At 37.4% G+C, this 22846-nt stretch carries 14 protein-coding genes; 6 read left to right on the forward strand and 8 right to left on the reverse strand.

The annotated features are described in order from the left end of the window. The first annotated feature begins 51 nt into the window (after positions 1 to 51). Entirely contained in the window at positions 52 to 684 is a 633-nt protein-coding gene (locus tag TYM08_RS06480) for an SDR family NAD(P)-dependent oxidoreductase (protein ID WP_422382153.1), read from the forward strand. Between the two features lie 110 nt (positions 685 to 794). Here the strand turns inward: TYM08_RS06480 and TYM08_RS06485 are convergent, their stop codons facing one another. The 5 genes from TYM08_RS06485 to TYM08_RS06505 are packed head-to-tail and all read right to left on the reverse strand — an operon-like array spanning position 795 to position 9825. Next, positions 795 to 1802, reverse strand: coding sequence for an aminotransferase class I/II-fold pyridoxal phosphate-dependent enzyme (locus TYM08_RS06485; protein ID WP_422382154.1), 1008 nt, complete (start codon positions 1800 to 1802; stop codon positions 795 to 797). Continuing rightward, the gene (cbiB, locus tag TYM08_RS06490; protein WP_422382155.1) at positions 1799 to 2761 is read right to left on the reverse strand and encodes an adenosylcobinamide-phosphate synthase CbiB; all 963 of its coding nucleotides are present in this window, start codon (positions 2759 to 2761) and stop codon (positions 1799 to 1801) included. Before cbiB ends, TYM08_RS06485 begins: the two co-directional genes overlap by 4 nt. Next, on the reverse strand, positions 2758 to 4287 hold the full coding sequence (locus TYM08_RS06495; protein WP_422382156.1) for a cobyric acid synthase: 1530 nt from the start codon (positions 4285 to 4287) through the stop codon (positions 2758 to 2760). Before TYM08_RS06495 ends, cbiB begins: the two co-directional genes overlap by 4 nt. Continuing rightward, entirely contained in the window at positions 4280 to 8110 is a 3831-nt protein-coding gene (gene cobN, locus TYM08_RS06500) for a cobaltochelatase subunit CobN (RefSeq protein ID WP_422382157.1), read from the reverse strand. Before cobN ends, TYM08_RS06495 begins: the two co-directional genes overlap by 8 nt. A 23-nt stretch (positions 8111 to 8133) precedes the next feature. Then, entirely contained in the window at positions 8134 to 9825 is a 1692-nt protein-coding gene (locus tag TYM08_RS06505) for an AAA family ATPase (RefSeq protein ID WP_422382158.1), read from the reverse strand. A gap of 166 nt (positions 9826 to 9991) precedes the next feature. Here TYM08_RS06505 and arfB point away from each other — a divergent pair, with 166 nt between their 5' ends. Together arfB and TYM08_RS06515 are read left to right on the forward strand one after the other, a co-directional pair. Further along, positions 9992 to 10402, forward strand: a complete 411-nt coding sequence (gene arfB / locus TYM08_RS06510; RefSeq protein WP_422382159.1) for an alternative ribosome rescue aminoacyl-tRNA hydrolase ArfB — start codon at positions 9992 to 9994, stop codon at positions 10400 to 10402. A 175-nt stretch (positions 10403 to 10577) separates the two neighbouring features. Beyond that, complete coding sequence (locus tag TYM08_RS06515) at positions 10578 to 13034, forward strand: hypothetical protein (protein ID WP_422382160.1); 2457 nt, start codon at positions 10578 to 10580, stop codon at positions 13032 to 13034. Between the two features lie 65 nt (positions 13035 to 13099). Here the strand turns inward: TYM08_RS06515 and TYM08_RS06520 are convergent, their stop codons facing one another. Together TYM08_RS06520 and TYM08_RS06525 are read right to left on the reverse strand one after the other, a co-directional pair. Next, the gene (locus tag TYM08_RS06520; RefSeq protein WP_422382161.1) at positions 13100 to 14719 is read right to left on the reverse strand and encodes an HD domain-containing phosphohydrolase; all 1620 of its coding nucleotides are present in this window, start codon (positions 14717 to 14719) and stop codon (positions 13100 to 13102) included. A 184-nt stretch (positions 14720 to 14903) separates the two neighbouring features. After that, on the reverse strand, positions 14904 to 17177 hold the full coding sequence (locus TYM08_RS06525; RefSeq protein ID WP_422382162.1) for a hybrid sensor histidine kinase/response regulator: 2274 nt from the start codon (positions 17175 to 17177) through the stop codon (positions 14904 to 14906). Between the two features lie 309 nt (positions 17178 to 17486). Here TYM08_RS06525 and fabA point away from each other — a divergent pair, with 309 nt between their 5' ends. Then, complete coding sequence (fabA, locus tag TYM08_RS06530) at positions 17487 to 18005, forward strand: bifunctional 3-hydroxydecanoyl-ACP dehydratase/trans-2-decenoyl-ACP isomerase (RefSeq protein ID WP_422382163.1); 519 nt, start codon at positions 17487 to 17489, stop codon at positions 18003 to 18005. 17 nt (positions 18006 to 18022) lie between these two features. Continuing rightward, positions 18023 to 19240 carry a beta-ketoacyl-ACP synthase I gene (fabB, locus tag TYM08_RS06535; protein WP_422382164.1) on the forward strand — a complete coding sequence of 406 codons (1218 nt, stop codon included), beginning with the start codon at positions 18023 to 18025 and terminating at the stop codon, positions 19238 to 19240. Positions 19241 to 19329: 89 nt separating this feature from the next. On the opposite strand, the gene uvrD is transcribed toward fabB, so the two are convergent. After that, a complete protein-coding gene (gene uvrD / locus TYM08_RS06540) occupies positions 19330 to 21468 on the reverse strand; it encodes a DNA helicase II (RefSeq protein WP_422382165.1) in 2139 nt (712 codons plus the stop codon). A gap of 487 nt (positions 21469 to 21955) precedes the next feature. Between uvrD and TYM08_RS06545 the strand changes: the two genes are divergently transcribed. Further along, complete coding sequence (locus tag TYM08_RS06545) at positions 21956 to 22834, forward strand: phosphatase PAP2 family protein (protein WP_422382166.1); 879 nt, start codon at positions 21956 to 21958, stop codon at positions 22832 to 22834. The last annotated feature ends 12 nt before the right edge of the window (positions 22835 to 22846 follow it).

Consider the following 22846-nt stretch of genomic DNA (forward strand, 5'->3'; position numbering starts at 1 on the left):
GGTTTATTAAAAGATAGATGAATTAGGCAGTTTTGCACCCTTATAATTGTAATGAATTGTACAAAAGTGGATGTCACTTCTGGGTATCTCACTTCTGGGTATCACTTCTGGGTATTCTTCCAAAAGTGGGTGTCACTTCTGGGTATTTTCACTTCTGGGTATTTCACTTCTGGGTATTCTCAAAAGTGGGTGTCACTTCTGGGTACAAAAGTGGGTGTCACTTCTGGGTATCCTTATAATGCCGGTATTTTACGTGACGAAACATTAGGTGTGTTAAATGTTCAAAGCATAAACGATCAATTTCAAACCAATAGTCTAGCGCCGTTATTAGTCACTGAATCGCTGTTAGATTCATTAATGGATCAGCAAACTCTAAGCAAGGTAGTATTTATAACCAGCCGTATGGGTTCAATTACCGACAATACTTCGGGTGGTCGTTACGGGTATCGTATGAGTAAAGTGGCATTAAATATTGGCGCTAAATCTATGAGTGTCGATTTAAAAGACAATAATGTTGCGGTTGCTATTATTCACCCTGGTTTAGTGGGCACGGATATGATCGGTGGAGTGGGTAATTTAACACCCGATGAAGCGGCTCAAAGTATTAACGAAAGAATTGATGGTTTAAGCCTAGATAATACTGGTACTTTTTGGCATTCAAATGGTGAAGTGTTGCCTTGGTAGGATGTTGAAAGTTATAAAATATAGAAACTCAAAAGCTAGTATTTAGCTGCTAGCTTTTTAGTTTTGTCAGAGCAAGCTCATGACCTACATTGTTTAGCTAAAGCTATGTTCTAACCTAGACCTACTCGAATCAAACTACTTGAATCATCCACCTCAATCAACCGCAACAAAACCCCACGTTTAGCATAATCCTCAAAAATATCTTCCGCCTGAACACGATCCAATAAATAACTAATAAACAACTCACTAACAAATACCTGCGAAGCAACTGCTTGAATGTTTTTAAACTCGGCTTGTGTGTCTTTATTTTTTTGTAAAATGTTATGCAGGGTTTGCTTGTGAAACTCGGTGTCTAACAGCGCTTGTGTGGCGATGAATTGAGTGGGGCTACTAACGGTCCATTTACCAATCTGTTCGTTTAATAGGGTCAATATAGATGGTTGAGCGAATACAAAACCTAAGCGCAATCCTGCCAAACCAAAGAATTTACCCACTGAGCGTAATACAATTAAGTTTTTGTGTTGATTGAGTTTTTCTAAAATACTAGGGCGTGAACTTGAATCAATAAACGCTTCGTCGATAACTAAAAAAGCATCGTTGTGTATTTGTTTTAAAATGGTTTCGATCTGTTCAAAACTAAACACTATGCCCGTTGGATTATTCGGTTGAATAATTAATACGTGGCTAGGTTGTTTATTTAATGCGTTTTTTATTTCGTCAAAGGCTTTATCCACATTAAAGCTTGAATACATGTCTGTTTGAAATTGTTGTTTAGCAAAATGAAAGCGGTGTTCTTGATAACCGGCAAATGGAATGAGTACGTTATCCACAGTACTTATTTGTTTGAGTAATACGGGCAATTGTTCGATGGCGGTTTGACTGCCGGGTACAGCTAAAAAGTGATCCACTTTGTAATATTGTTTGACTGCCTGTGTGAATTTAGGACACTCATATGGCAGTCTTGCGTAGATTGATTGCGGCACTATAGGCACCGGGTATATAAACGGACTGATGCCTGTGGATAAGTCTGTCCATTGATCGATTGGAATATTATATAGCGTGCTTGATTGTATTAAGTTGCCACCGTGATTTAACGTTTTGGGTGTGTTGTATTTCAAAATTGTTTCCCAAATAAGTCAACGATCAAAACTAATGCCACCCATAAATACACACTTCTGTTTAATAACCCACAAGCGTCGATTATTTTTTTAGGAGTGGCTTTGGTGACTGTGGTTTCTTTTGGGCCTAATACGTCTCGGTCTTGCCATTGGCCATGATACAAAGCACCGCCACCTAATGAGACGTTTAATGCACCCGCGCCTGCTGCCATTACCGGACCTGCATTTGGGCTTTTCCAATTGTTGCCCTGTTGTTTCCAGTAAACAATTGCGTCGCTGTAGTTGCCCATTAATGCATAACTTAATGCGCTGATTCTGGCAGGTACAAAATTTAAAACGTCATCCAGTCTTGCGGCAAACCAGCCAAAGTATAAAAACTGATTGGTTTTGTATCCCCACATGGCATCGAGTGTGTTGACCATTCTGTAAAACACGGTCATGGCGCAGGCCGCTTCTATTGAGAAAATAAAACCAAACGCAATAAACCAAAAAATAGCTGAAAACACAGCGTCTGCTCCGTTTTCTAATATGGATTCTATGGTGGCTTTGCTTATACTTTTTGCATCTAACTCTTGGGTGTCACGGCTGACTATTTTACCTAATTCAATTCTTGCTTGTTCAATGTCGCTGTTTTGTAATGGGGTGATAATGTTTTTGGCGTGTTGAATTAAACTTGTCCAACCAATGCATAAATATAAAATTAAACTCGCAATGATGATTAATGCAATTTGATTTTGAATAAACATGAGCGTGACATAAATTAAAACGGCTACGGGTAAGGTGATTAATAAATGTGAAAAAACACCTAATATTCTAAGCTTAAAATGATGGGCGTGTTTAATATTGAATTTTTGTTCAGCCCAATTTGCTAAATTGCCAAACCCAACAAGAGGATGATATTTTTTAGGCTCACCAAATAATCGATCAAACAATAAAGCTAATACAATATAAATAATCATGGGTTTATTCCTAGGCATTGTTTTATTAAATGGACATCAAATACTTTTTCAACTTCTTGGCTTAAGTATTCGATTTGTTGTTCTTTGAATGCTTGATAATCAAAATTTACTGCACTTTCTATGTTTGTGTTTGAGCTGAAGTCTGCCCATTTTAAAAATGCTGGCATAAATTGTTTAGAGTCAAATATGCCGTGTAAATAAGTAGCAATGATTTGTTTGTCTGTACTGATAGCACCTTCTTTAATGCTATTAATTAAACAAAACGGTTGATCAAATGCTTTGCCTTCACTGATGCCTGCATGAATCTCATAGCCGGTGACATCAAAACTTTCGTCATTTAACACGCAGGTTGCATTCACTTGGGTAAGTGTTTTTTGATCGGTTAATGTGGTTTGAATATCTAGTAAATTTAGGCCGTCTTTTTGTGCTACTTCAGACTCAATATGCTTAGGGTCTAAAATTTGGTTGCCTAGCATTTGTAAGCCACCACAAATCCCCATCACTTTTCCGCCATAGCGTAAATGTTGGTTTATTTTTTTGTCCCAGCCATTTGATGTTAACCAAGTTAAATCGGCAATCACAGATTTACTGCCCGGCACAATAATGACATCGGCATTAATGCATTGCTCTGGAGTTTTACATAAACTTAAATTAATTTGAGGGTGCACAGACAGTGCATCAAAATCTGTGAAGTTACTGATTTTAGGTAATGCGATGACACATACATTTAATGCATCTTTTGAATTGTTTTTGGAGTTGTTGTTAGAATTTAAATTACCTAACTGCATCGAGTCTTCTGCTTCGATGTGTAAGTTTTCAATAAATGGAATCACTGCTAATACAGGTACGCTTGTTTTTTGTGTTAACCAATCGAGTCCCGATTGTAATAACGACACGTCACCGCGAAATTGATTGATCACAAACCCTTTGATTCGACTTTTTTCTGAGTCAGACAATAATGCGTAGGTGCCGTATAAATGTGCAAACACGCCACCACGGTGAATGTCTGCCACTATAATTACCGGACAATCAATGGCTTCTGCAAAACCCATGTTAGCCAGATCATGTTCACGTAAATTAATTTCAGCAGGACTTCCTGCGCCTTCAACAATAACAATGTCGTGCAAATCGTTTAATTGTTTGTGACTGTCGATGACTTCATTTAATAAATTGGGTTTGTATCCGTGATACACCTTCGCGTCCATGTTACCAATGGATTTACCGTGTACGATCACCTGCGAGCCTGTCTGGCTGTTTGGTTTTAATAAAATAGGATTCATTAACGTGCTGGGTTCTAATTTACAGGCTTGAGCTTGTACGGCTTGTGCGCGTCCTATTTCCCCACCTTGAGCCGTCACTGCGCTGTTTAACGCCATGTTTTGAGGCTTAAAAGGCGCGACATTAAAATTGTTGTTTCTTAAAATTCGGCAAAGGGCAGTCACCAAAATACTTTTACCCGCATCAGAGGTTGCACCTTGCACCATTAATGTGGCTTTTTGATTGCTTTTTTTTGCGGTGTTATTCATTGCTGAACCCTTCTTTTTTCTGATCAATGTCTGCTAATAATTCTTGTAATTTTTGTTCGTATTCTTGACTGTCTTGCCACATGCCACGTTGAATTGCTTCAAGCATTCTCTCGCTCATTTCTTCTAATGCGTTTATGTTACTGTCTTGCATAAAGGCTTGGTTTTGTTCGTCAAAAATTAAACTGTCCGCGACTTTTTTATATTGATAGTCATCAATAAAATCGGTGGTGGCATCAAATGCAAATAAATAATCCACGGTGGCGGCCATTTCAAATGCGCCTTTGTATCCGTGAGTTTGCATCGCTTCAATCCATTTTGGATTTAATACACGCGAACGTAAAACTTTGTTTAACTCTTCTTTTAACGTGTTTATTTTTGGTTTAGCAGGATTAGAATGATCGCCATGATACACCTGAGGTTGTTTGCCACTTAATGTAGTAACCGCGTTTGCCATGCCACCTTGAAATTGATAATAATCATCAGAGTCTAAAATATCGTGTTCACGGTTGTCTTGATTTTGGACGACTGCCTCTAATTTACTTAAGCGATGTACGAAGGCATCTTTAGCCTCAACGCCTTCATTAAAATGATTACTATAAGCAAAGCCACCCCAATTGACATAAGCGGTGGCCAAATCAGATGACTGCTCCCAACAACGTTCGTCGATTAAGCCTTGTAGGCCAGCGCCATAACTGCCGGGTTTGCTACCAAATACTCGAAAGCTGGCTTGTTGTTTGGCTTCAATTTTTGAATACCCTTCTTGCAGTAATTCTTGTTCGCGCTTTTTGATGTTGGCTTTAATGGTATTGGATTGATCGGGTTCTTCATATTGGGTTAACGCAATGACCGCGGCATCAAATAATTTCATCACACCCAAAAATGCATCTCTAAAAAAACCAGACACTCTTAAGGTAACGTCGACTCTTGGTCGATTAAGTAACATACAAGGAATGATATTAAAATCGATCACACGGTTAGCGTGCTCGGACCAAATTGGCTCGATGCCCATTAATGCAAACGCTTGGGCAATATCGTCACCGCCAGTACGCATGGTAGACGTACCCCAAACAGAAATACCAATTTGATTTGGGTAGTCGCCTTCTTCTTGTAAGTGTCGATCAATTAATGCTTGAGCAGACAGTTTACCTAATTGCCAAGCGGCAGGAGTAGGGATGTTTCGATTATCTATAGAGTAAAAGTTTCGTCCTGTGGGTAGGCAATCTAATCGGCCTCTTGTAGGCGCGCCACTTGGTCCTGGCGGCACCCATTGATTATTTAATCCTGAAATTAACGCTTGAATCTCTTGAGTCTCTGATTGCTTTAACCATTGTAGAAGTTGGTTTTTAGCAAACAAAAGTGTCTCAAAAGTATTAGGGAAGTCTTGTTTAATTGAATTTAAATCATTGTTTTGTTGATTAATGTTTAAAACAAAATCCTGCATCCATTGTAATGCTAACGCTTCTAACCTGTCTTTAGTATGTTGCTGATGAAACCAAGTTTGATCGCTTATGTTGGCTAGAATATCAGGTCGTTTAGATTGCCAAATTTGGGTGTCTGCGTCTAACGGATTAAACACTTCGCCATCTACTATTAAGTCTAAATCTTTACTCAAGTTATTTAAAATACCTTGAGTATGAATTTGCGTACCGTGAGGTAAGCGTAACAACGCGACCATGGTATGAGCGATTTTGTCTTGGTTGGGCAGTTTGCCTAAAATATGCAGGCCATAACGAATTTGTGAATCTTTGATTTCACATAAATAACTGTCAAGGGCTTCTAGGCATTCTTGTTCGTCAGTGTCATTGTCTCCGCTTAAAGATACTTCATCTAATAAATTTGTGCTTTTTGCCAGTTTTAAAATTTCTTCTTTTAGCCAATTTTCACGGCGTGGATCTAGCCCCATGGCTTGATAATATTCATCCACTAATGATTCTAACTGCGCCAATTCTCCATAGCTTTCTGCTCGAGTCATGGGCGGCATTAAATGATCGATAATAACTGCTTGCGTGCGGCGTTTGGCTTGAGATCCTTCGCCGGGATCATTAACAATAAACGGATAAAAATTAGGCATAGGGCCTAATATTAAATCGGGATAACATTCGTCAGACAATGCGGTGCCTTTGCCCGGTAGCCATTCTAAATTACCGTGTTTGCCCACATGCACAAACGCGTGCACGTCATAAATAAATCGTAACCAAAAATAAAATGCCAAATAATTATGCGGTGGCACTAAATCAGGGTCGTGATAATTAGCCGATAAGTCTTCGTTGAACCCACGAGCAGGTTGAATACCAATAAACTGTTTACCCAAACGAATGCCCGAAATCATAATGCGATTGTCTCGGCATTTAGGATCCGTTTCAGGCTCGCCCCAGCGCTGTATAATCGCGTCTTGATTTTTTTGTGGTAATTGTTTGAAGTAGTGTTTGTAGCTGTCTAACTCCATTGATTGCCAGCAGGGTAAATAATGCAGGGAATTTGGATTGTTGGTGACCACTTCTAATAACGCTTTTATTAAGCCGTCGCCATCGTTTGGAATATTGTTGATGTCGTATTTGTTTTGCTCTAATGCGTTTAAAAATTCGATAACAGAATTGGGTGTGTCTAGTCCAACGCCATTGCCGATTCGGCCGTCTTTGGTTGGGTAGTTGGCAAGAATAATGGCAAGTTTTTTATCTTGGTTTTGAGTGTCACCTAACTCAATCCATTTTTTTGCCAGTTCAATAATAAACGTGGCGCGCTCTTGATGTAATTGATAATGCACAATATTTAATTGGGTAGTTTCATCAAAATGATTGTTTTCTTTGAAGCTTAAACTGCGGGTAATAATGCGCCCGTCCATTTCAGGGAGCACCACTTGCATGGCTAAGTCGCGACCAAATAACCCTATGTTAGAGTCTTTCCACGTTTGTGAGTCTGAGCTTGATAATATTAGTTGTAAGACAGGTAAATTGTTTACAAATAACGATTCATTATTTTCAATATGACTGCAAAACCCTGTAGCGTTTAATACAATTTTTGCGTTTGTCTGTTCAATTAATTCATTAATTAATAATAACGAAAAATTATCTTTTAAGGATGTAATGGCAATTGGCAGAATATTTAAATTTGTATTATTAGCCGTTTCTATAAAGGCATCAAACATTTTTGTGTGTGCATTTAATACATGGCTTTTATAAAAAATAAAAATAGCTGTGGGTGCTTGCTTATTTATTTGTGCTTGCCAATGTTTAACATGTGTTTGTATTAATTGTTTGTTGTATATAAATGCATTGGGTGTCTGTTTGGCCTGAGGCGTTGAACACAATTCAAAGCTTTGGTTGTTGACACAATATTGTTCGATGAATGTATAACAATTATGAATGTTGTCCACGCCACCTTCACGAATGTAACGCCAAATTAAATAAGCGGCGCTTTTGTGTTGTCCGTTTAATTCAAACAGGGCAGGGTCGTCTTGGTCGTCGCCTGCAATTATGATTAACGTACGATTTTTGTTTTTGTGTTGAAGGGATAGTGCCCAATTTTGTAAACGTTCGATACCATAAGTGAAATAATTTACGCCACCTAATAAAGAAATAATGACGACTTTAGATTGGTCTAATACTTTGTGTTCGTACAAATCAAACGCGGCAGGTTTGGTGAGGTTCATCCAATTGGCAAGGCGTAAACTGAAATTAGGTTTAAACGAATTTATGCCTGCACTTAATAAAGATAATTGACTGTCAGCCGCACTTAATATCACCACGTCTGCAGGTGATTGGTCTAAGTCGATGATGCCTTCTTCGTCGGTGAAACCGCCGGGACTTGCTGCTAGTAGATGCATCTACATGTTCCAAAAATTAAGTTTTACAGTGAAATATATTGAGCGTTTAAGACTTTTGCAATGTGTTCGCATTTTGAACGTTTAACGACACTTGAATCTAAATCTACGACAACCATGTTCTCGATCGGTTGTAATGAATTAATATCTTCATTAGTACGACCATCGGTTAACAGATAAGTGAAAATGGTTAATTCTGGCGTTTGTTTGATGAGTTTTTTTTGCCACAAATGAAGTTGTAAAAGGGATTGCACAACAGGGGTGCCACCACCTACGTCAATGGTGTTTAAAAACGGCTCAATATCTTTGGGGCTTTTGACAATGTTGAGTTGTTGTTTGAATAATTCTTTACCAAAACTATGAATGCAAATCTTTTCTCTTGCTAAGTACGCTTGATTAGCAATGGCATGAATCACACCTTTGGATTTACTTAAGGTCTTGTTTTGTAGGGTAGATGCGGATGTGTCTAGCAATACCATGTGTAATACACTGGCTTGTTCTTCATTTTTATTAAACACTAAATTGTTTTTTAATTTAGATGTGTCTGTGCTTTTGCTTTTTTTAAAACTTTCGATCCAGCTTATATTATTTATGCTGGTCTCATTTTTATTTGATTTTAAATGTTGAGAGGATTCGGTTTTATCTTTTTTTTTAATCTCAATATTTTTGATATTGGGTATGGTTAAATTCTGTTTTAGGATCTCGTTGTGGGATTTTTTTTCCATGCTTCCCCAGTCTTCACCTTCGCCTTGATTTGAATTTTTGTTATTTTGTTCGGGCGAAGTGTTTTGATCTTTATTGTTGCTTTGAGTCTGTTCGTTTTCTTTTTTTGACGGTGGTGTTTGAGGATTAGTTGGCGGTATTGTTGGTGGTGTCGTTCTTCTGTGGTTTAAAACAAAATCTGATACCGCATCAATATCTGTTTGATCAACGCTCAATTTACCAGACCAAGCCGCATGTGCGGTTGCCGCTTTACTTAATATAATGTCAGCGCGCAGACCTTCTACGCCAGCGTCAATACAGATGTTGGCAATGATTAATAAATGCTTGTCGTCTAATTCTACTTTAGCTAATACTGATTGTGCGTCTTTTATTTTTTGTTTTAATTGGGTTTGTTCAGCTTCAAAAGTTTGCACAAAAGTTTGTGGGTCTGAACTAAATGCCTGTGTTTTTTTAATAATATTGACACGGCTTTGGGCGCTGTTGTTGTGGGTTAAATCCACCTGAAAAGCAAAGCGGTCTAATAATTGGCTGCGAAGTTGGCCTTCGTCTGGATTCATGGTGCCCAGTAATATAAATTGTGCGTCGTGTTCGTGGCTGATGCCGTCACGTTCAATTTTATTTACACCGCTTGCCGCGACATCTAATAATTGATCCACCAAGGGATCGGGTAATAAATTGACTTCGTCGACATACAAAATACCTTGATGGGCTTTTGCAAGAAGCCCTGGTTTAAAGTCGACTTGTTTGTCTTGAAATACTTTTTCTAGATCCATGGTGCCAAGTAACATATCGACACTGCAACCGAGCGGCAAAGTGGTAAAATTTGCATGTTGTTCAGTGGTGATCAGATCGGCCATTGAGCGCGCTAATGTACTTTTTGCACTGCCTTTGTCGCCACTGATTAATACGCCCCCAATTTTAGGGTCAACGGCATTTAACAATAATGCTAATTTTAAAGACTCAAGGCCTTCTACTGCGGTAAACGGAAATATCATAACAAAGACAGGTTTGGTTAAAGTGAGGCGTAGTTTAATGGGTACGTGTTTATTGTCCAGACAAAGCCATCATTTGGCTGTTTTTTGTGTACAATTGGCGCATTAAATCAGCCTAAAATACAAATGCGCGTTCATAGCTCATGTAATTGATGAAACAGGAAAGACGATGAATATTAATTCTCACCTTGTATTACGAGAATCGGATTATGAAATTACCCCCATTCGCGCCCAAGGTGCGGGGGGGCAAAATGTCAATAAAGTGTCTTCCGCGATTCATTTGCGTTTTGATATTCATGCTTGTAGTTTGCCGGATTATTATAAGCATCGTTTACTGCAAATTAAAGACAGTCGCATCACCAAAGAAGGGGTGATTGTGATCAAAGCGCAACAACATCGTACGCAAGCAAAAAACAAAGCAGATGCCATTGAACGATTGGCTCAATTTATTGAAGAAAATACCCGCCCCATTAAACGTCGAGTGGCCACTAAGCCTTCTCGAAACTCTATGCGTAAAGTGTTGGACAAGAAAAAACAACGCGGGCAGACAAAACAGAATCGACAAAATTACGGTTATTAATAATTTGCAAACAATTAATAACAAAACAGCAAAGAAAAGTGCTTGAAAATCTACTAAGTTACAAAATATTGACGGTATTGTGCCGTTAAGTTCACAATATATCGTTCTGCTTATAGACGTATGGTTTCAGTTTTATACAATCGGCCAGATATAATACAAACCATAGGTAATTCTAATGTATAACAAAACCCTAAGCGCACTTTTAACCAGTGCTTTATTAATTAGTTGCACGCCTGAAGTCGAAGATGACAATAAAGCGCCTGTATCGAAATACACAGTTAATAATAATTTACTTATTGCAAGCTCAACGGATGATAGTAATTCTGGTTTAAAATATGAATGGAGTGTAGGTGGCACTTCAGTCAGTACAGGAAATTATTTAGATATCTCAGGTTTTCCGGCTGGTTCATTAGTCATTTTAAAAACTACGGATTCTCAAGGTTTATTTAATGAAACTATTTATATGATTCCTGGGGTTGGTTCTCAAACAACCACTGAAACTAATACTGACAATACATCTGAGACTCAAACTGAAACTAATACTGATGATACATCTGAGACTCTAACGCAAACCAATACTCAGTCTGATACCGATACACAAACTAAAACTGTTACTAATACTCAGTCAGATACAGATACAGATACAGATACAGATACAGATACAGATACAGATACAAATACAAATACAAATACAGAACTGCCGATTAACCTTCCTCCGGTTGCAAAATTTACTATTGCAGCAACAGACTTGACAGTAATGGTTAACGCCAGTACTTCATCGGATCCTGAGATGTTCAATCTTACCTATGCATGGGAATTTTATAATGCAAATGGTCAATTAGTGAAAACCGATGATACTCCATCTTCTAGCTTTACATTCGCAAATGCAGGGTTGATGAATGTGAAATTAACGGTTACTGATTCAGAAGGTCAGTTAGATGAACTATCAAAACCGATCGATATAATAGTTGAAACAAATACTCAAACACAAACAGATGATTCGATTGGTGATTGTTCTGATAATACTTTAGATTTCTGTGCCGATTTTGAAGATCAGCAATTGCCTAATGCATTATCTGCTGCAAATAACTATTCTTTCGATAATATTGGTTATAACAGCGATTACTCAGTAAAAGTGACCGCTGCAAATAGTTCTAATCCTGGTTTTTTCCAAATTGTTCCGCCTGCTGCAGATTTTTGGACACGTGTATTTATGCGTTCTAGTGGTGATTCAGCTGGAAATGGTTGGGGAGGCGATGATGAAGGATTTGCAAGAGCACACGGTGTTTTGCTTAAAGGTGTTGAAGGTAATGCACAAATGCGTGTTGGTGATCATCGCTGCCAGTTGGAGATTAATCGTGATGGTGGTTCTGGACATTTAGGTGATGATTTAGAAATGACATCAGGTAATTATGGGGCAGATGGAACAATATGTAATGATACGATTGGTGCACGAATGCAGCCTAATGAATGGTATTGTTTAGAAGTGCATTTCAATGGTCCAGAAAGTGAAATTCAAGTATTTTGGGATAATCAAAATGTTGAACAATTACACGTAACTGCTGATCGTACTTGGACTAATGAAGATAAACCACCAGGAGGTCAGTATTCGCAAAATGCAGATCAACCTTGGGGTCCATATAACTACGATTATTTTGCCTTTGGATATGAAAGTTTTAATAATAATGGTGCACCAAATATATCATTTTGGTATGACAATGTTGCCGTTTCAACACAGCGCGTTGGGTGTGGCGGTGATTACACAATCAATGAAACATTAGATGAATCAACTAAGTTGCAACCAACCAGTAATGGTTATCCGTATACTGAATCTACAGGTGGTAACACTGATACAGAAACCATGACAGATACTGATACCGATACTGAAGTGAGTACTGGTGATTTAGGTAATGGAACGATTATAGCCTATGAAAACTTTGAGGATGTAGCTGTAAATGCAATACCTTCTGATTGGTCTGTTTTCAAGCAAGCGCATTTAGATTCAAATGTATATGTAGTAGATGATAAATCTGCTTATGGTAATAAATCATTAAGATCAACCACTAAACCTAATGATGGCGATCAAGCTATTATTAAAGAATTACCAGCTGATCAAGATACTATTTATGTGCGTATGATAATGAACTCTGCCTTTGATATAGGTGCGCCATCTACTGGTAAAAACCATAGTCATTTCACTACTTTGCAAACAGTACAAACAAATCAATACGATATTTATTCCGTTGAACAACAAATTCGAGTTGGTGATGCGAAAGGTACTCTTGGATTAAATGAAAAACATACAGATGGTGTATATCCATTATATGAACATTGGAATGGGCATCCTACAAATTATATCCATGCTGATACATGGACATGTGTAGAAGTGGCATATTTAAATGCTGACCCAGTAAAATCCGCATTTAAAATGTGGGTCGATGGTGAGCTTTTTGTTGATGTATTGGGAGATGAATTCCATGTAAACCTTGCAAAAGGGGATAAATGGTTAGATGGTGTTTTTCAGTTTGTTGGTATTGGGTGGTATGACTGGGGCTTTAATGAAATAAATACAATTTGGTATGATGAAGTAGTTATTTCTACAGACCGAATTGGATGTAATCCTCCTGGTTAATTGATTCATATTAAAAAAGAGCCGAAAGGCTCTTTTTTTTGTAAAAATTTCAATTCAAATAAAGGTTAAATATAATTTTCTACATTATCCATAGTTACATCCAACTGAAAATCCAACATATGGGTTTTTGCATAACCTACCCACTTTCCGCTTTTCAAAAATAAATCAAATACATCAGGATCAATATGCCCTTCATTTTTCATACGTTTTAAAATTGAAAATGCTTCAGATAGTGCCATAGGCTTTTTATACGGACGTTCTTTTGCTGTAAGGGCTTCAAATATATCGGCAACCCCCATAATGCGTGCGGGAATAGAAAGTTGGTCTCTGGTTAATCCTTTAGGGTAGCCTTTACCGTCCATTCTTTCATGATGGCCGCCTGCGTATTCTGGGACTTTTCGTAGATTTTTAGGAAACGGTAAAGCTTCTAATACTTCAATAGTAATGTCGATATGACGATTAATGGTTTTGCGTTCTTCTTCGTTAATGGTGCCACGGGTAATACATAAATTATCAATCTCATCTTGATGTAACATGGGCTCTAAATCTCCCTCGATATTTTTGTATTGATATTTAGCTATTTTACGAACCCTTTTTTTAAATTCTTCACTCATGAATTCTCCTCCTTTGTTGATAAGGCTTAAAAATTCAAAATCCGACCGGTATTGTTGCTTTATTTGTTTGATATCAACTTCTAAGTTTTCACTGTTACCATCAATCATTGCTTGTTTATAAAGTTGAATCTCTGCGTTACTGATTAATGCGGCAAATCGTGCTTTGATAGAATCGATGCCATCTAAAAGTGTATTGAGTTTGGTACCTTTATTGATTATCGAATCGGGGGTGGCGAGTTTTCCGCAATCGTGCATCCAAGCTGCGACTTTTAATTCATACCATTGATCTTGATTGAGGTTGAATTCTTTAAAATATCCGTTTGTATCTTCGCAAGCCGCCTGTGCGATTAATTCAGTTAAAATAGGTAATCTTTGGCAGTGGGCTGACGTATGAGGCGATCGCACATCGATTATTTTTGCTAATGATTGAATAAAAGCATCAAGTAATTCTTTGTGGCTGTGAAGTAATATTTGATTTTCAAGTGCTGTTGCTGTGTAACCGGCCATGGCTTCTATTAATGCTTCATTATCGGAGCTAAATTCAATAATTTCGTCCGTTAAGTCGTCTTTGGCATTAATCAGTTGCAATACTGCGATGACTTCATTGTTATGATCTAATAAAGGAATAGTCATAAATGATTCAGATCGATATCCATGATTTCGATCAAAACGTTTTGTTCCAGAAAAATCAAATTCGTCGGTCAGATATACATTTTTTATGTTCACAAGTTGTTTGTTTAAAGCGACGAAGGTAGCCACATTATGGACATTAGGCTCACCGTTTTCATAAAGTTTTAGATGATCAATATTTATATCATCCCCAGCGTAAGCGTTTAGTCGGATGCCTAATGACTTGTTTGACATTACAGAGAATTTCAATTTTGCTTTTTCATCTTCACCTGACATGACGTACAGTGTGCCGCCATCAGCGTTTGTTAAACGCTGTGCTTCTATTAAAACTGCCTCAAACAATGAGGGTAAATTTTTACATTTGGCGAGATTTATCAGAATAGCTTGAGTATTAGCAGTGAAATCAATATCTAGTGCCATAAAAGATTGTGGATTGCTCATAGTGGTTGTCTTCATCGTCAATGTCATTACCTGCTAGACAAATTACGCCTTGGTCTTTGAATTAATTATAAAAAGTTAGTAAAAATAATGAGTATTCATTTAATACTAACTTAATTTGTTTTTTAAGATTTGAACTAAGGCTCAAAAAATTAAAAATATAACTATATTTAGGTATAGCGGTTAATTAATGATCTTGCCTTAAAATCATATCGAGTTCTTTTGGTTTTATGGGTTTTAAAATTTGTTGATCCATTCCACAATCAAGTATTTTTTGTTTGTGTCCTTGATAGGCATGAGCGGTTAAAGCAATGATTTTGAGGTGTGGGAGATGGTTTGCTTTTTCATATTCTCTCCACTGAATTACTGCGTTGTAGCCGTCTAAAACAGGCATATCACAATCCATGAGGACTAAATCATAGGTTTTTGATTTGAGTTCATCTAGCGCTTGTTGGCCATTATTTTTGATCGCATATTTGTGCCCTAAATTACTTAGGAGTTTGGATATGATTAATTGGTTTATTGAATTGTCTTCTGCAACTAAAATGTCTAAGCTTTTTTGCGGTTTATTATGGATTTCAATATTTGTGTCAATGTCATCGCACTTTTCAAGCTCAATAGTAAACCAAAAAGTCGAACCTTCATTGATGGTGGATTCTACATGAATTTCTGCCCCCATCGCTTTGGCTAATTGTTGAGTTATAAAAAGCCCTAAACCCGTGCTAGTTTGAGATGAATTACCATTAGAATCTGCCTGTTCATAAGGATTAAAAATACGTTGGATATTTTCTTCACTAATGCCAGCGCCTGTATCAATAACTTTAAACCGATACATATTATGTGTACGGTAAACTAAATCCACATCTAGGGTTATGCAGCCTTGTTGCGTAAATTTAATGGCATTACCTAATAAATTTCCAATAAGTTGTCTTAAACGATCTGAGTCAGCTTGAACAAATTTAGGTACGCCTTTTCCAATTAAAATTTGAGTTTGAATTCCACTTCCATTTAATTGAGTAAATAAACTGCTGCAAATTGAATGAATTAAATCATGTAAATTAGTAGGGTGTAGATTGATTGAAAATTTACCTGCATTGATTCTGGAAACATCTAATAAATCATTTATAACAGTTAATAGTGCCGTCGCACTTTGATGAATCATGTGGTTGTAAGTTTTTGTTTGCCCTTTAAGCATTGGAGTCATCAAATGACTGAGTCCTAAAATACCATTTAAGGGGGTTCTTAGTTCATGGCTGACTTTTGCAATGATTTCACTTTTAGCCTTGCTTTCATGTAATGCCTTTTTTCGTTCTTTGTCGATGTATCGAATTCTAAAGGCGATTGCGCTAGCAAAAATTAACATTTGGGCGCCCATGACAATTTTTAATGTATTCCATAAATTATTAATATCAAAGGGCATTAAGCCGATAATGCTCATTGTTATAATTATGCATAGGATAATAAAACTGGTAATGGAACAAATAAAAATTAGGCTAATAGGGTCTTTGTGGATGTAATAATGAATTAAAGAAATAACTGGGACGCATAAAAAAGTAAGTAATAAAATACACAGTGAGATAAAAATTGAAACATGAATAGATACAAAAAGTGCAATAAACAGTGCAGTGAAATTTAAATATAAAATTGCTTTGGAAAAGTATTTGAATAGTTTATTTTCTTTTTTGATATTTAAGAAATTTAAGCATAATAAAATAATTGAAAGTGAAACCAGTGGAACTGCTATTTTTCCAGATAACGCATTTAAAGTAGGGGTGTGTGGCCAAATATACTGAAATAAAATACCATCCATATAACCAAATTGAAGCGCAACTCCAACTGTAAAAAAAACATAACTTAAGTAAATAGGATCTCTAATAATACTTAAATAAAATAAATGATAGAGCGTTAATGCAAGGAAGAATCCATAGAATAAGCTTGAAGTAAGGTTTAAGCTTAGTCGTTCATTAAATGCATGTTTTGGTGTGTTTAAAGTTAAGGGTAAATCAAAATAGCCATTTTGCTTGATTTTGATCCAAATTGAATGGTTACCCTTTAGGGATAAATCAATATCAAAATGATTGTGTGATGTTGACATGAATTGATCAGTATTGAACGCAAGGCTCATACCTATTGGTCCCATGTGGAATAATTGTTGATCAGGTGTTTGATGGTAAAGCTCTAAATAAGTTAATGTTGAATTGCCAAATGCTATTACGTAGGTGTCTGAAATTGCTTGATTGGTGACTTCTAATTCAAATTTCACCCAAACTGTTTTATCAATTAATCCAAGTGATAATGCGGTATCGGGACTGGGGAGCCATTTTGTTGTTGTATCTTGTTGGATATCAGTTATCGATTCAATTTCGGCAAATCGCCACGATACATCATCAATTAATTTAAATTGCTCACTTTGGTCAATTACTACCCGCGCAAAACCGTACGAATTTATCGTAAAATACATTAGTGGAATTGATAGTAGCAACATCAGTTTTTTGAAACGCAATTTACTCTTCTCTTGTGATGGTAAGCATCTTCCTTGAACCTTATTCAATAGTTTGTCAAATTTTTTCAAATGAACAGATTCATGGATCTTTTTAGTATAGAACCTAAATTGAGGAATTTGTTTGAATTGCAGCTTTTAACGTAAAAAATCATAGCAAAATATAGTGAATTACTTTATTGTTGGCGCTTTTTTTGCGATGACTACTAGGTTGGCGAACGTTTAAGTTTACCTGCTGTCCACATAGAATATTTTAAAATGGGAATCAAAATGAGTGAAAGACCGAGTTCTTTAGAAAAAGAGCAATTATTAGATTGTGGTTATGGGCGTATGTTTGGCGAAGGTAATGCAAAATTACCAGTTGGTAACATGCTAATGATGGATCGCATTACAAGTATTACTGCCGATGGCGGTGAGTTTGGTAAAGGCGAAATTATTGCTGAATTAGACATTAACCCTGATTTGTGGTTTTTTGCATGTCATTTCCCAGGTGACCCGGTAATGCCCGGTTGTTTAGGTCTAGATGCTATGTGGCAGCTAGTTGGTTTTTTCTTAGGCTGGAAAGGTAACTTAGGTAAAGGTCGTGCTTTAGGTGCTGGCGAAGTTAAATTTACTGGTGAAGTATTACCCACTGCTAAAAAAGTCACTTACCGTTTACAAATGACACGTGTTATCGAGCGTAAATTGGTAATGGGTATTGCTAACGGTACCGTTGAAGTAGATGGCGAAGTTATTTACACAGCAAAAGATTTACGTGTTGGTTTATTCACTAAAGATCAGTCACAATAAATAATAAAGGGGTGAGCATGAGACGTGTAGTTGTTACGGGTATGGGTATTGTTTCTTGTATAGGAAACGATTTATCTACAGTTACTCAATCTTTGAAAGAAGGCCGTTCAGGCATTAAATTTAAAGAAGAATATAAAGAAATGGGCATGAGAAGTCATATTGCAGGTAGCTGCGATATTGATTTGTCAGAACACATAGATCGTAAAAGTTTACGTTTTATGGGTGAAGCTGCTGGTTACTCTTATGTCGCAATGCAGCAAGCAATTATTGATTCTGGTCTTGAAAAATCAGAAGTGTCGAACGTACGAACTGGTTTAATTGCTGGTTCTGGCGGCGCTGCAAGCTCATCTCAAGTTGAATCTGCTGATATTTTACGTGAACGTGGATTAAAGCGAGTGGGTCCTTATCGTGTGACTCAAGTAATGGGTTCTACGGTTTCGGCTTGTTTAGCAACACCATTTGAAATCAAAGGTGTTAACTATTCAATTACATCTGCATGTGCAACCAGTGCACATTGTATTGGTAACGCCGTTGAGCAAATTCAACTTGGCAAACAAGATGTTGTGTTTGCCGGTGGTGGTGAAGAAGAGCATTGGACATTGTCTGTATTGTTTGATGCCATGGGTGCGTTAAGTACTAAATATAATGACACTCCAGATAAAGCGTCTCGTCCATATGACGCAGATCGTGACGGGTTTGTTATTGCAGGCGGCGGCGGAATGGTCGTACTTGAAGAGTTAGAACATGCATTGGCTCGTGGCGCGAAAATCTACGGTGAAGTCACCGGTTATGGCGCAACAAGTGATGGCTACAACATGGTTGCTCCTTCTGGTGAAGGCGCGGTACGTTGTATGCAACAAGCAATGAGTACAGTTAACGGTCCAATTGACTACATTAATGCTCATGGCACATCGACTCCTGCAGGTGATACTGCTGAACTTGGTGCAGTAAATACTGCATTTGGTGATAACGTTCCAATGGTTGCATCAACTAAATCTCTAACGGGTCACTCGTTAGGTGCAACAGGTGTTCAAGAAGCAATTTATTCATTATTAATGATGGAAAATAACTTCGTAGCGGCATCTGCAAACGTTGAAAACTTAGATCCTTTAGCGGTTGACGCAAACATCGTAACTAAAATGCGTGACAACATGACACTAAATCGTGTGATGTCTAACAGCTTTGGTTTTGGTGGCACTAACGCGACATTGATCATGGATAAATACAACGCTTAATTATTTAGCGATTATTTAATCCAAAAAAAGCCTGAATGTTTCGATATATTCAGGCTTTTTTTTGTTTGAAATTTGATGCTGTTAGTTTGTTAAACAGCTTCGAGCTTAGCAAATTGGAGCATCAGCCATTTGGTGCTTTCTATAAATTGAACTTCAACTCGCGCATTAGTACCAATACCTTCACAAGATAAAATAACGCCTCTGCCAAATACAGGATGGTTCACATCTTGACCCAATTGAAAGCCCGAGTCACTCATGATTTCTTTTGGCGTTTCTGTAAACATAACAGGGCGCGACACTTGAGAATTTAATCGAATCTCTTGTAAATGTTCATTTGGAATTTCTCTAATAAAACGCGATGAAGCATTGAATTGCTCGTTACCATATAAGCGACGACTCTCTGCATAAGAAATGCACAAATGTTTGCGGGCGCGAGTGATGCCAACATAACAAAGACGGCGCTCTTCTTGTAAACCGTCGGGGTCATCCATCGACATTTTATGAGGAAATAATTGTTCTTCTAGTCCTGCTAAATAGACTCGGTCAAATTCTAACCCTTTGGCGCTGTGCAATGTCATTAAACTCACTGCTTGTTCGTGAGTGTCTGCTTGATTGTCTCCTGCATCAAGTGATGCCTGAGAAACAAATTCGGATAAATCACTATTGTCGCTTTCATTTATAAAACTGGCAGCAGCCGATACAAGCTCTTTTAAGTTTTCTACGCGAGTGCGGCCTTTTTCGCCTTTTTCTTTTTGGTGATGCGCAATTAGGTTGGATTGTTTGATGATAAAATCGGTGATTTCTGCCAAATTCATTTCATCGCTTTGGCTGTCGATGTCATTAATTAATGTTAAAAACCCTTCAATTGCCGAGCAAGCGCGATTGGGTAAAATTTTATGTTCAACAATTTGTGATGCTGCTTGCCAAAATGATATGCCTTGGTCACGTGCAAATATTCGCATTGTATCAATGGACTTATTACCAATGCCTCGAACAGGCAAATTAATAATGCGTTCCATGGCGGTGTCGTCATGACGATTTAACATCATGCGTAAATAACACATTGCATTTTTAATTTCTAAGCGGTCGTAGAATCGATGCCCACCAAAAATGCGATAAGGAATCGACATGCGAATTAAATGCTCTTCAATTACACGTGATTGTGCGTTTGAGCGATACAAAATTGCCATTTCATTAAACTCATCGCTTTGCCCGTCAATGTCATCGGCTATAAAACGCGCTTCATCATGTTCGTTATAAGCGGCATATAAACGAATGGTTTCGCCATCTTCATCATCGGTCCATAATTCTTTACCTAAACGACCAGAGTTATTATCGATCACGGCATTGGCTGCTTTCAAGATATGTCCGCTTGAGCGATAGTTTTGTTCAAGTTTAACGGTTTCTACTTTTGGAAAATCTTCGCTGAAACGTAAAATGTTCTCAACTTTTGCACCGCGCCATCCGTAAATGGATTGGTCGTCATCACCCACTACCATTAAATTTGCGTTTTCTCCACAAAGCACTCGAAGCCAAGCGTATTGAATGCTGTTGATATCCTGATACTCGTCCACCAATACATGACGAAAGCGTTCTTGGTAATGTTTGAGTACCTCTGGATTGTTTAACCATAATTCATGGGCGCGAAGTAATAATTCTGCAAAATCCACCACGCCAGTTTGCTGGCAGATTAATTCATATTGTTCGTAAATTTTGAGCATGCCTTGTTCATGAAAATCAGAAGAAGGTGGAATATGTTTGAATCGTTTGCCTTCATCCTTTTGGCCGTTAATGAACCATTGAGCGGATTTAGGTTGCCATTTTGTGTCGTCTAAATTTAAGTCTTTTACGATTCGCTTTACAAGACGCAATTGATCATCGCTGTCTAATACCTGGAATTGCTCAGGTAATTTGGCTTCAACGTAATGGGTTTTTAATAATCGATGAGCAAGGCTGTGAAATGTGCCGACCCACATGCCCTTTGGTGGTTGCATCATTAATGATTCAATTCGAGAGCGCATTTCCTTGGCAGCTTTATTAGTAAAGGTAACGGCTAACACGCCAAAAGAGCTGGCTTGACCGGTCTCAACTAAATAAGCAATGCGATGCGTTAATACTCGAGTTTTCCCGCTACCGGCACCTGCAAGCACTAAAGTGTGTTGACTGTCGGTACAAACCGCTTGGCGTTGAGGTTCGTTCAGTGGGTCAATAAGGCGAGAAATATCCATTGCTATAAAATACCTGTACAAAAATACAGGTAGTTTAGCATTATTGGGTTTTAAGGTTAAGCAAAAAAATAATAAGTGAGAAGTAACTTTAACTTTTTATTCTTTGAATAATATTCTAATTGAGCCAGGTTAACACAGTGGATTTGTGAAACTTTCTTATAAGTCTTTGGGGGGGCTGTCTCCTTTTTAATTATTAATATAAGTAGGTGTATTGCTTGATTCTACACAATATCACTAGAAGTGATGTCATGGCAGTTTGTGCAGGAGGTTGATTTATTAGCAGAAAGCCTATTAACACAAAGCCTTTTAACACAAAGCCTATTAACACAAAGCCTATTAACAAAAACAACAGCTTCTCAAATTTTGCTTATTCTGGATTAACTTCAATATTGTCAGTTTATTAGTGAATCAACTTGATTCAAAGATCCTTAAGTATCAATTTAGAAAAGGACTAATTATAATAATTATTTTTTATCGACACTTAATTATGAAGTCACTTGAAATTCTGCAATCTATAAACTCAACGCATTATAATGCTAAGTGGACACTTAGTACTTGGTTATATTGGTTAATTGTGCCTGTCATGTTGATAATATCTGTATTATTCGTATTTTTACTCAATGCAGATGAGATTACTCGAGCTGGATATTGGGGGATGCAAATTGATTTTTTTATAAAAATGAATGAAGTATTGTCATTTTTACCAGATTCGCTTTGGTTAAATATGACATATTTAGGTGATGGTGCGGTGATTTTTGCATTGTTCTCATTTTTAATCATTGTTAGAACCCAGATTTGGGCAGCTATGTTTGGATCAGCAGTCTGTGCTGGATTAATGTCTTATTTTGGAAAAAAAGTGTTACATATTCCAAGACCCGCAGGTGTGTTGGATGTTGAATTATTTAATGTGATTGGGCGCACACTTAAAGGATATAATAGCTTGCCCTCAGGTCATTCAATTACTATATCAGTGACTGCAATAGCCATTCTAGCTACATTGTATGCTCATCCAAGTTTGTTAAAACATAAACTCATATTGGGTGTTGGTTTGTTGATAACATTAGTATTTTGTTTATCTCGTGTGGCTGTTGGTGCGCATTGGCCATTAGATATTATTAGTGGGTTAGCCTGTGGTTGGATTGCAGCATTAACTGGCGTCACTTTAGCGCGCAAATATCCTAGGTGGTGGCAAAGCATGCTTGAAGGTAAAAGATTATATATTTCAGCAGTAATTTTATTATTGTGGGCGCTAGGGTTAATTGTTCGAGCGTTTGATGAAATCGCAGCGGCTCCTGTTTTGATGGTGTCCGCATTTATGGCACTTTGTGTGTCGTGTGTATTATTTAATAAATCAATAAAAGGATAATCCATTGTCCAG

Origin of the sequence: Marinicellulosiphila megalodicopiae (genome assembly GCF_045862395.1) — a bacterium.
GTDB classification, from domain to species: Bacteria; Pseudomonadota; Gammaproteobacteria; order Pseudomonadales; family Natronospirillaceae; genus Marinicellulosiphila; species Marinicellulosiphila megalodicopiae.

What these genes read in the sequence shown, in the direction of transcription:
- cobN (WP_422382157.1), bottom strand. Translation starts at nt 8,110, where the DNA reads ATGCATCTACTAGCAGCAAGTCCCGGCGGTTTCACCGACGAAGAAGGC.
- TYM08_RS06495 (WP_422382156.1), bottom strand. Translation starts at nt 4,287, where the DNA reads ATGAATAACACCGCAAAAAAAAGCAATCAAAAAGCCACATTAATGGTG.
- TYM08_RS06515 (WP_422382160.1), top strand. Translation starts at nt 10,578, where the DNA reads ATGTATAACAAAACCCTAAGCGCACTTTTAACCAGTGCTTTATTAATT.
- fabB (WP_422382164.1), top strand. Translation starts at nt 18,023, where the DNA reads ATGAGACGTGTAGTTGTTACGGGTATGGGTATTGTTTCTTGTATAGGA.
- TYM08_RS06505 (WP_422382158.1), bottom strand. Translation starts at nt 9,825, where the DNA reads ATGATATTTCCGTTTACCGCAGTAGAAGGCCTTGAGTCTTTAAAATTA.
- arfB (WP_422382159.1), top strand. Translation starts at nt 9,992, where the DNA reads ATGAATATTAATTCTCACCTTGTATTACGAGAATCGGATTATGAAATT.
- fabA (WP_422382163.1), top strand. Translation starts at nt 17,487, where the DNA reads ATGAGTGAAAGACCGAGTTCTTTAGAAAAAGAGCAATTATTAGATTGT.
- cbiB (WP_422382155.1), bottom strand. Translation starts at nt 2,761, where the DNA reads ATGATTATTTATATTGTATTAGCTTTATTGTTTGATCGATTATTTGGT.
- TYM08_RS06520 (WP_422382161.1), bottom strand. Translation starts at nt 14,719, where the DNA reads ATGAGCAATCCACAATCTTTTATGGCACTAGATATTGATTTCACTGCT.
- TYM08_RS06545 (WP_422382166.1), top strand. Translation starts at nt 21,956, where the DNA reads ATGAAGTCACTTGAAATTCTGCAATCTATAAACTCAACGCATTATAAT.
- TYM08_RS06480 (WP_422382153.1), top strand. Translation starts at nt 52, where the DNA reads ATGAATTGTACAAAAGTGGATGTCACTTCTGGGTATCTCACTTCTGGG.
- TYM08_RS06525 (WP_422382162.1), bottom strand. Translation starts at nt 17,177, where the DNA reads ATGTATTTTACGATAAATTCGTACGGTTTTGCGCGGGTAGTAATTGAC.
- uvrD (WP_422382165.1), bottom strand. Translation starts at nt 21,468, where the DNA reads ATGGATATTTCTCGCCTTATTGACCCACTGAACGAACCTCAACGCCAA.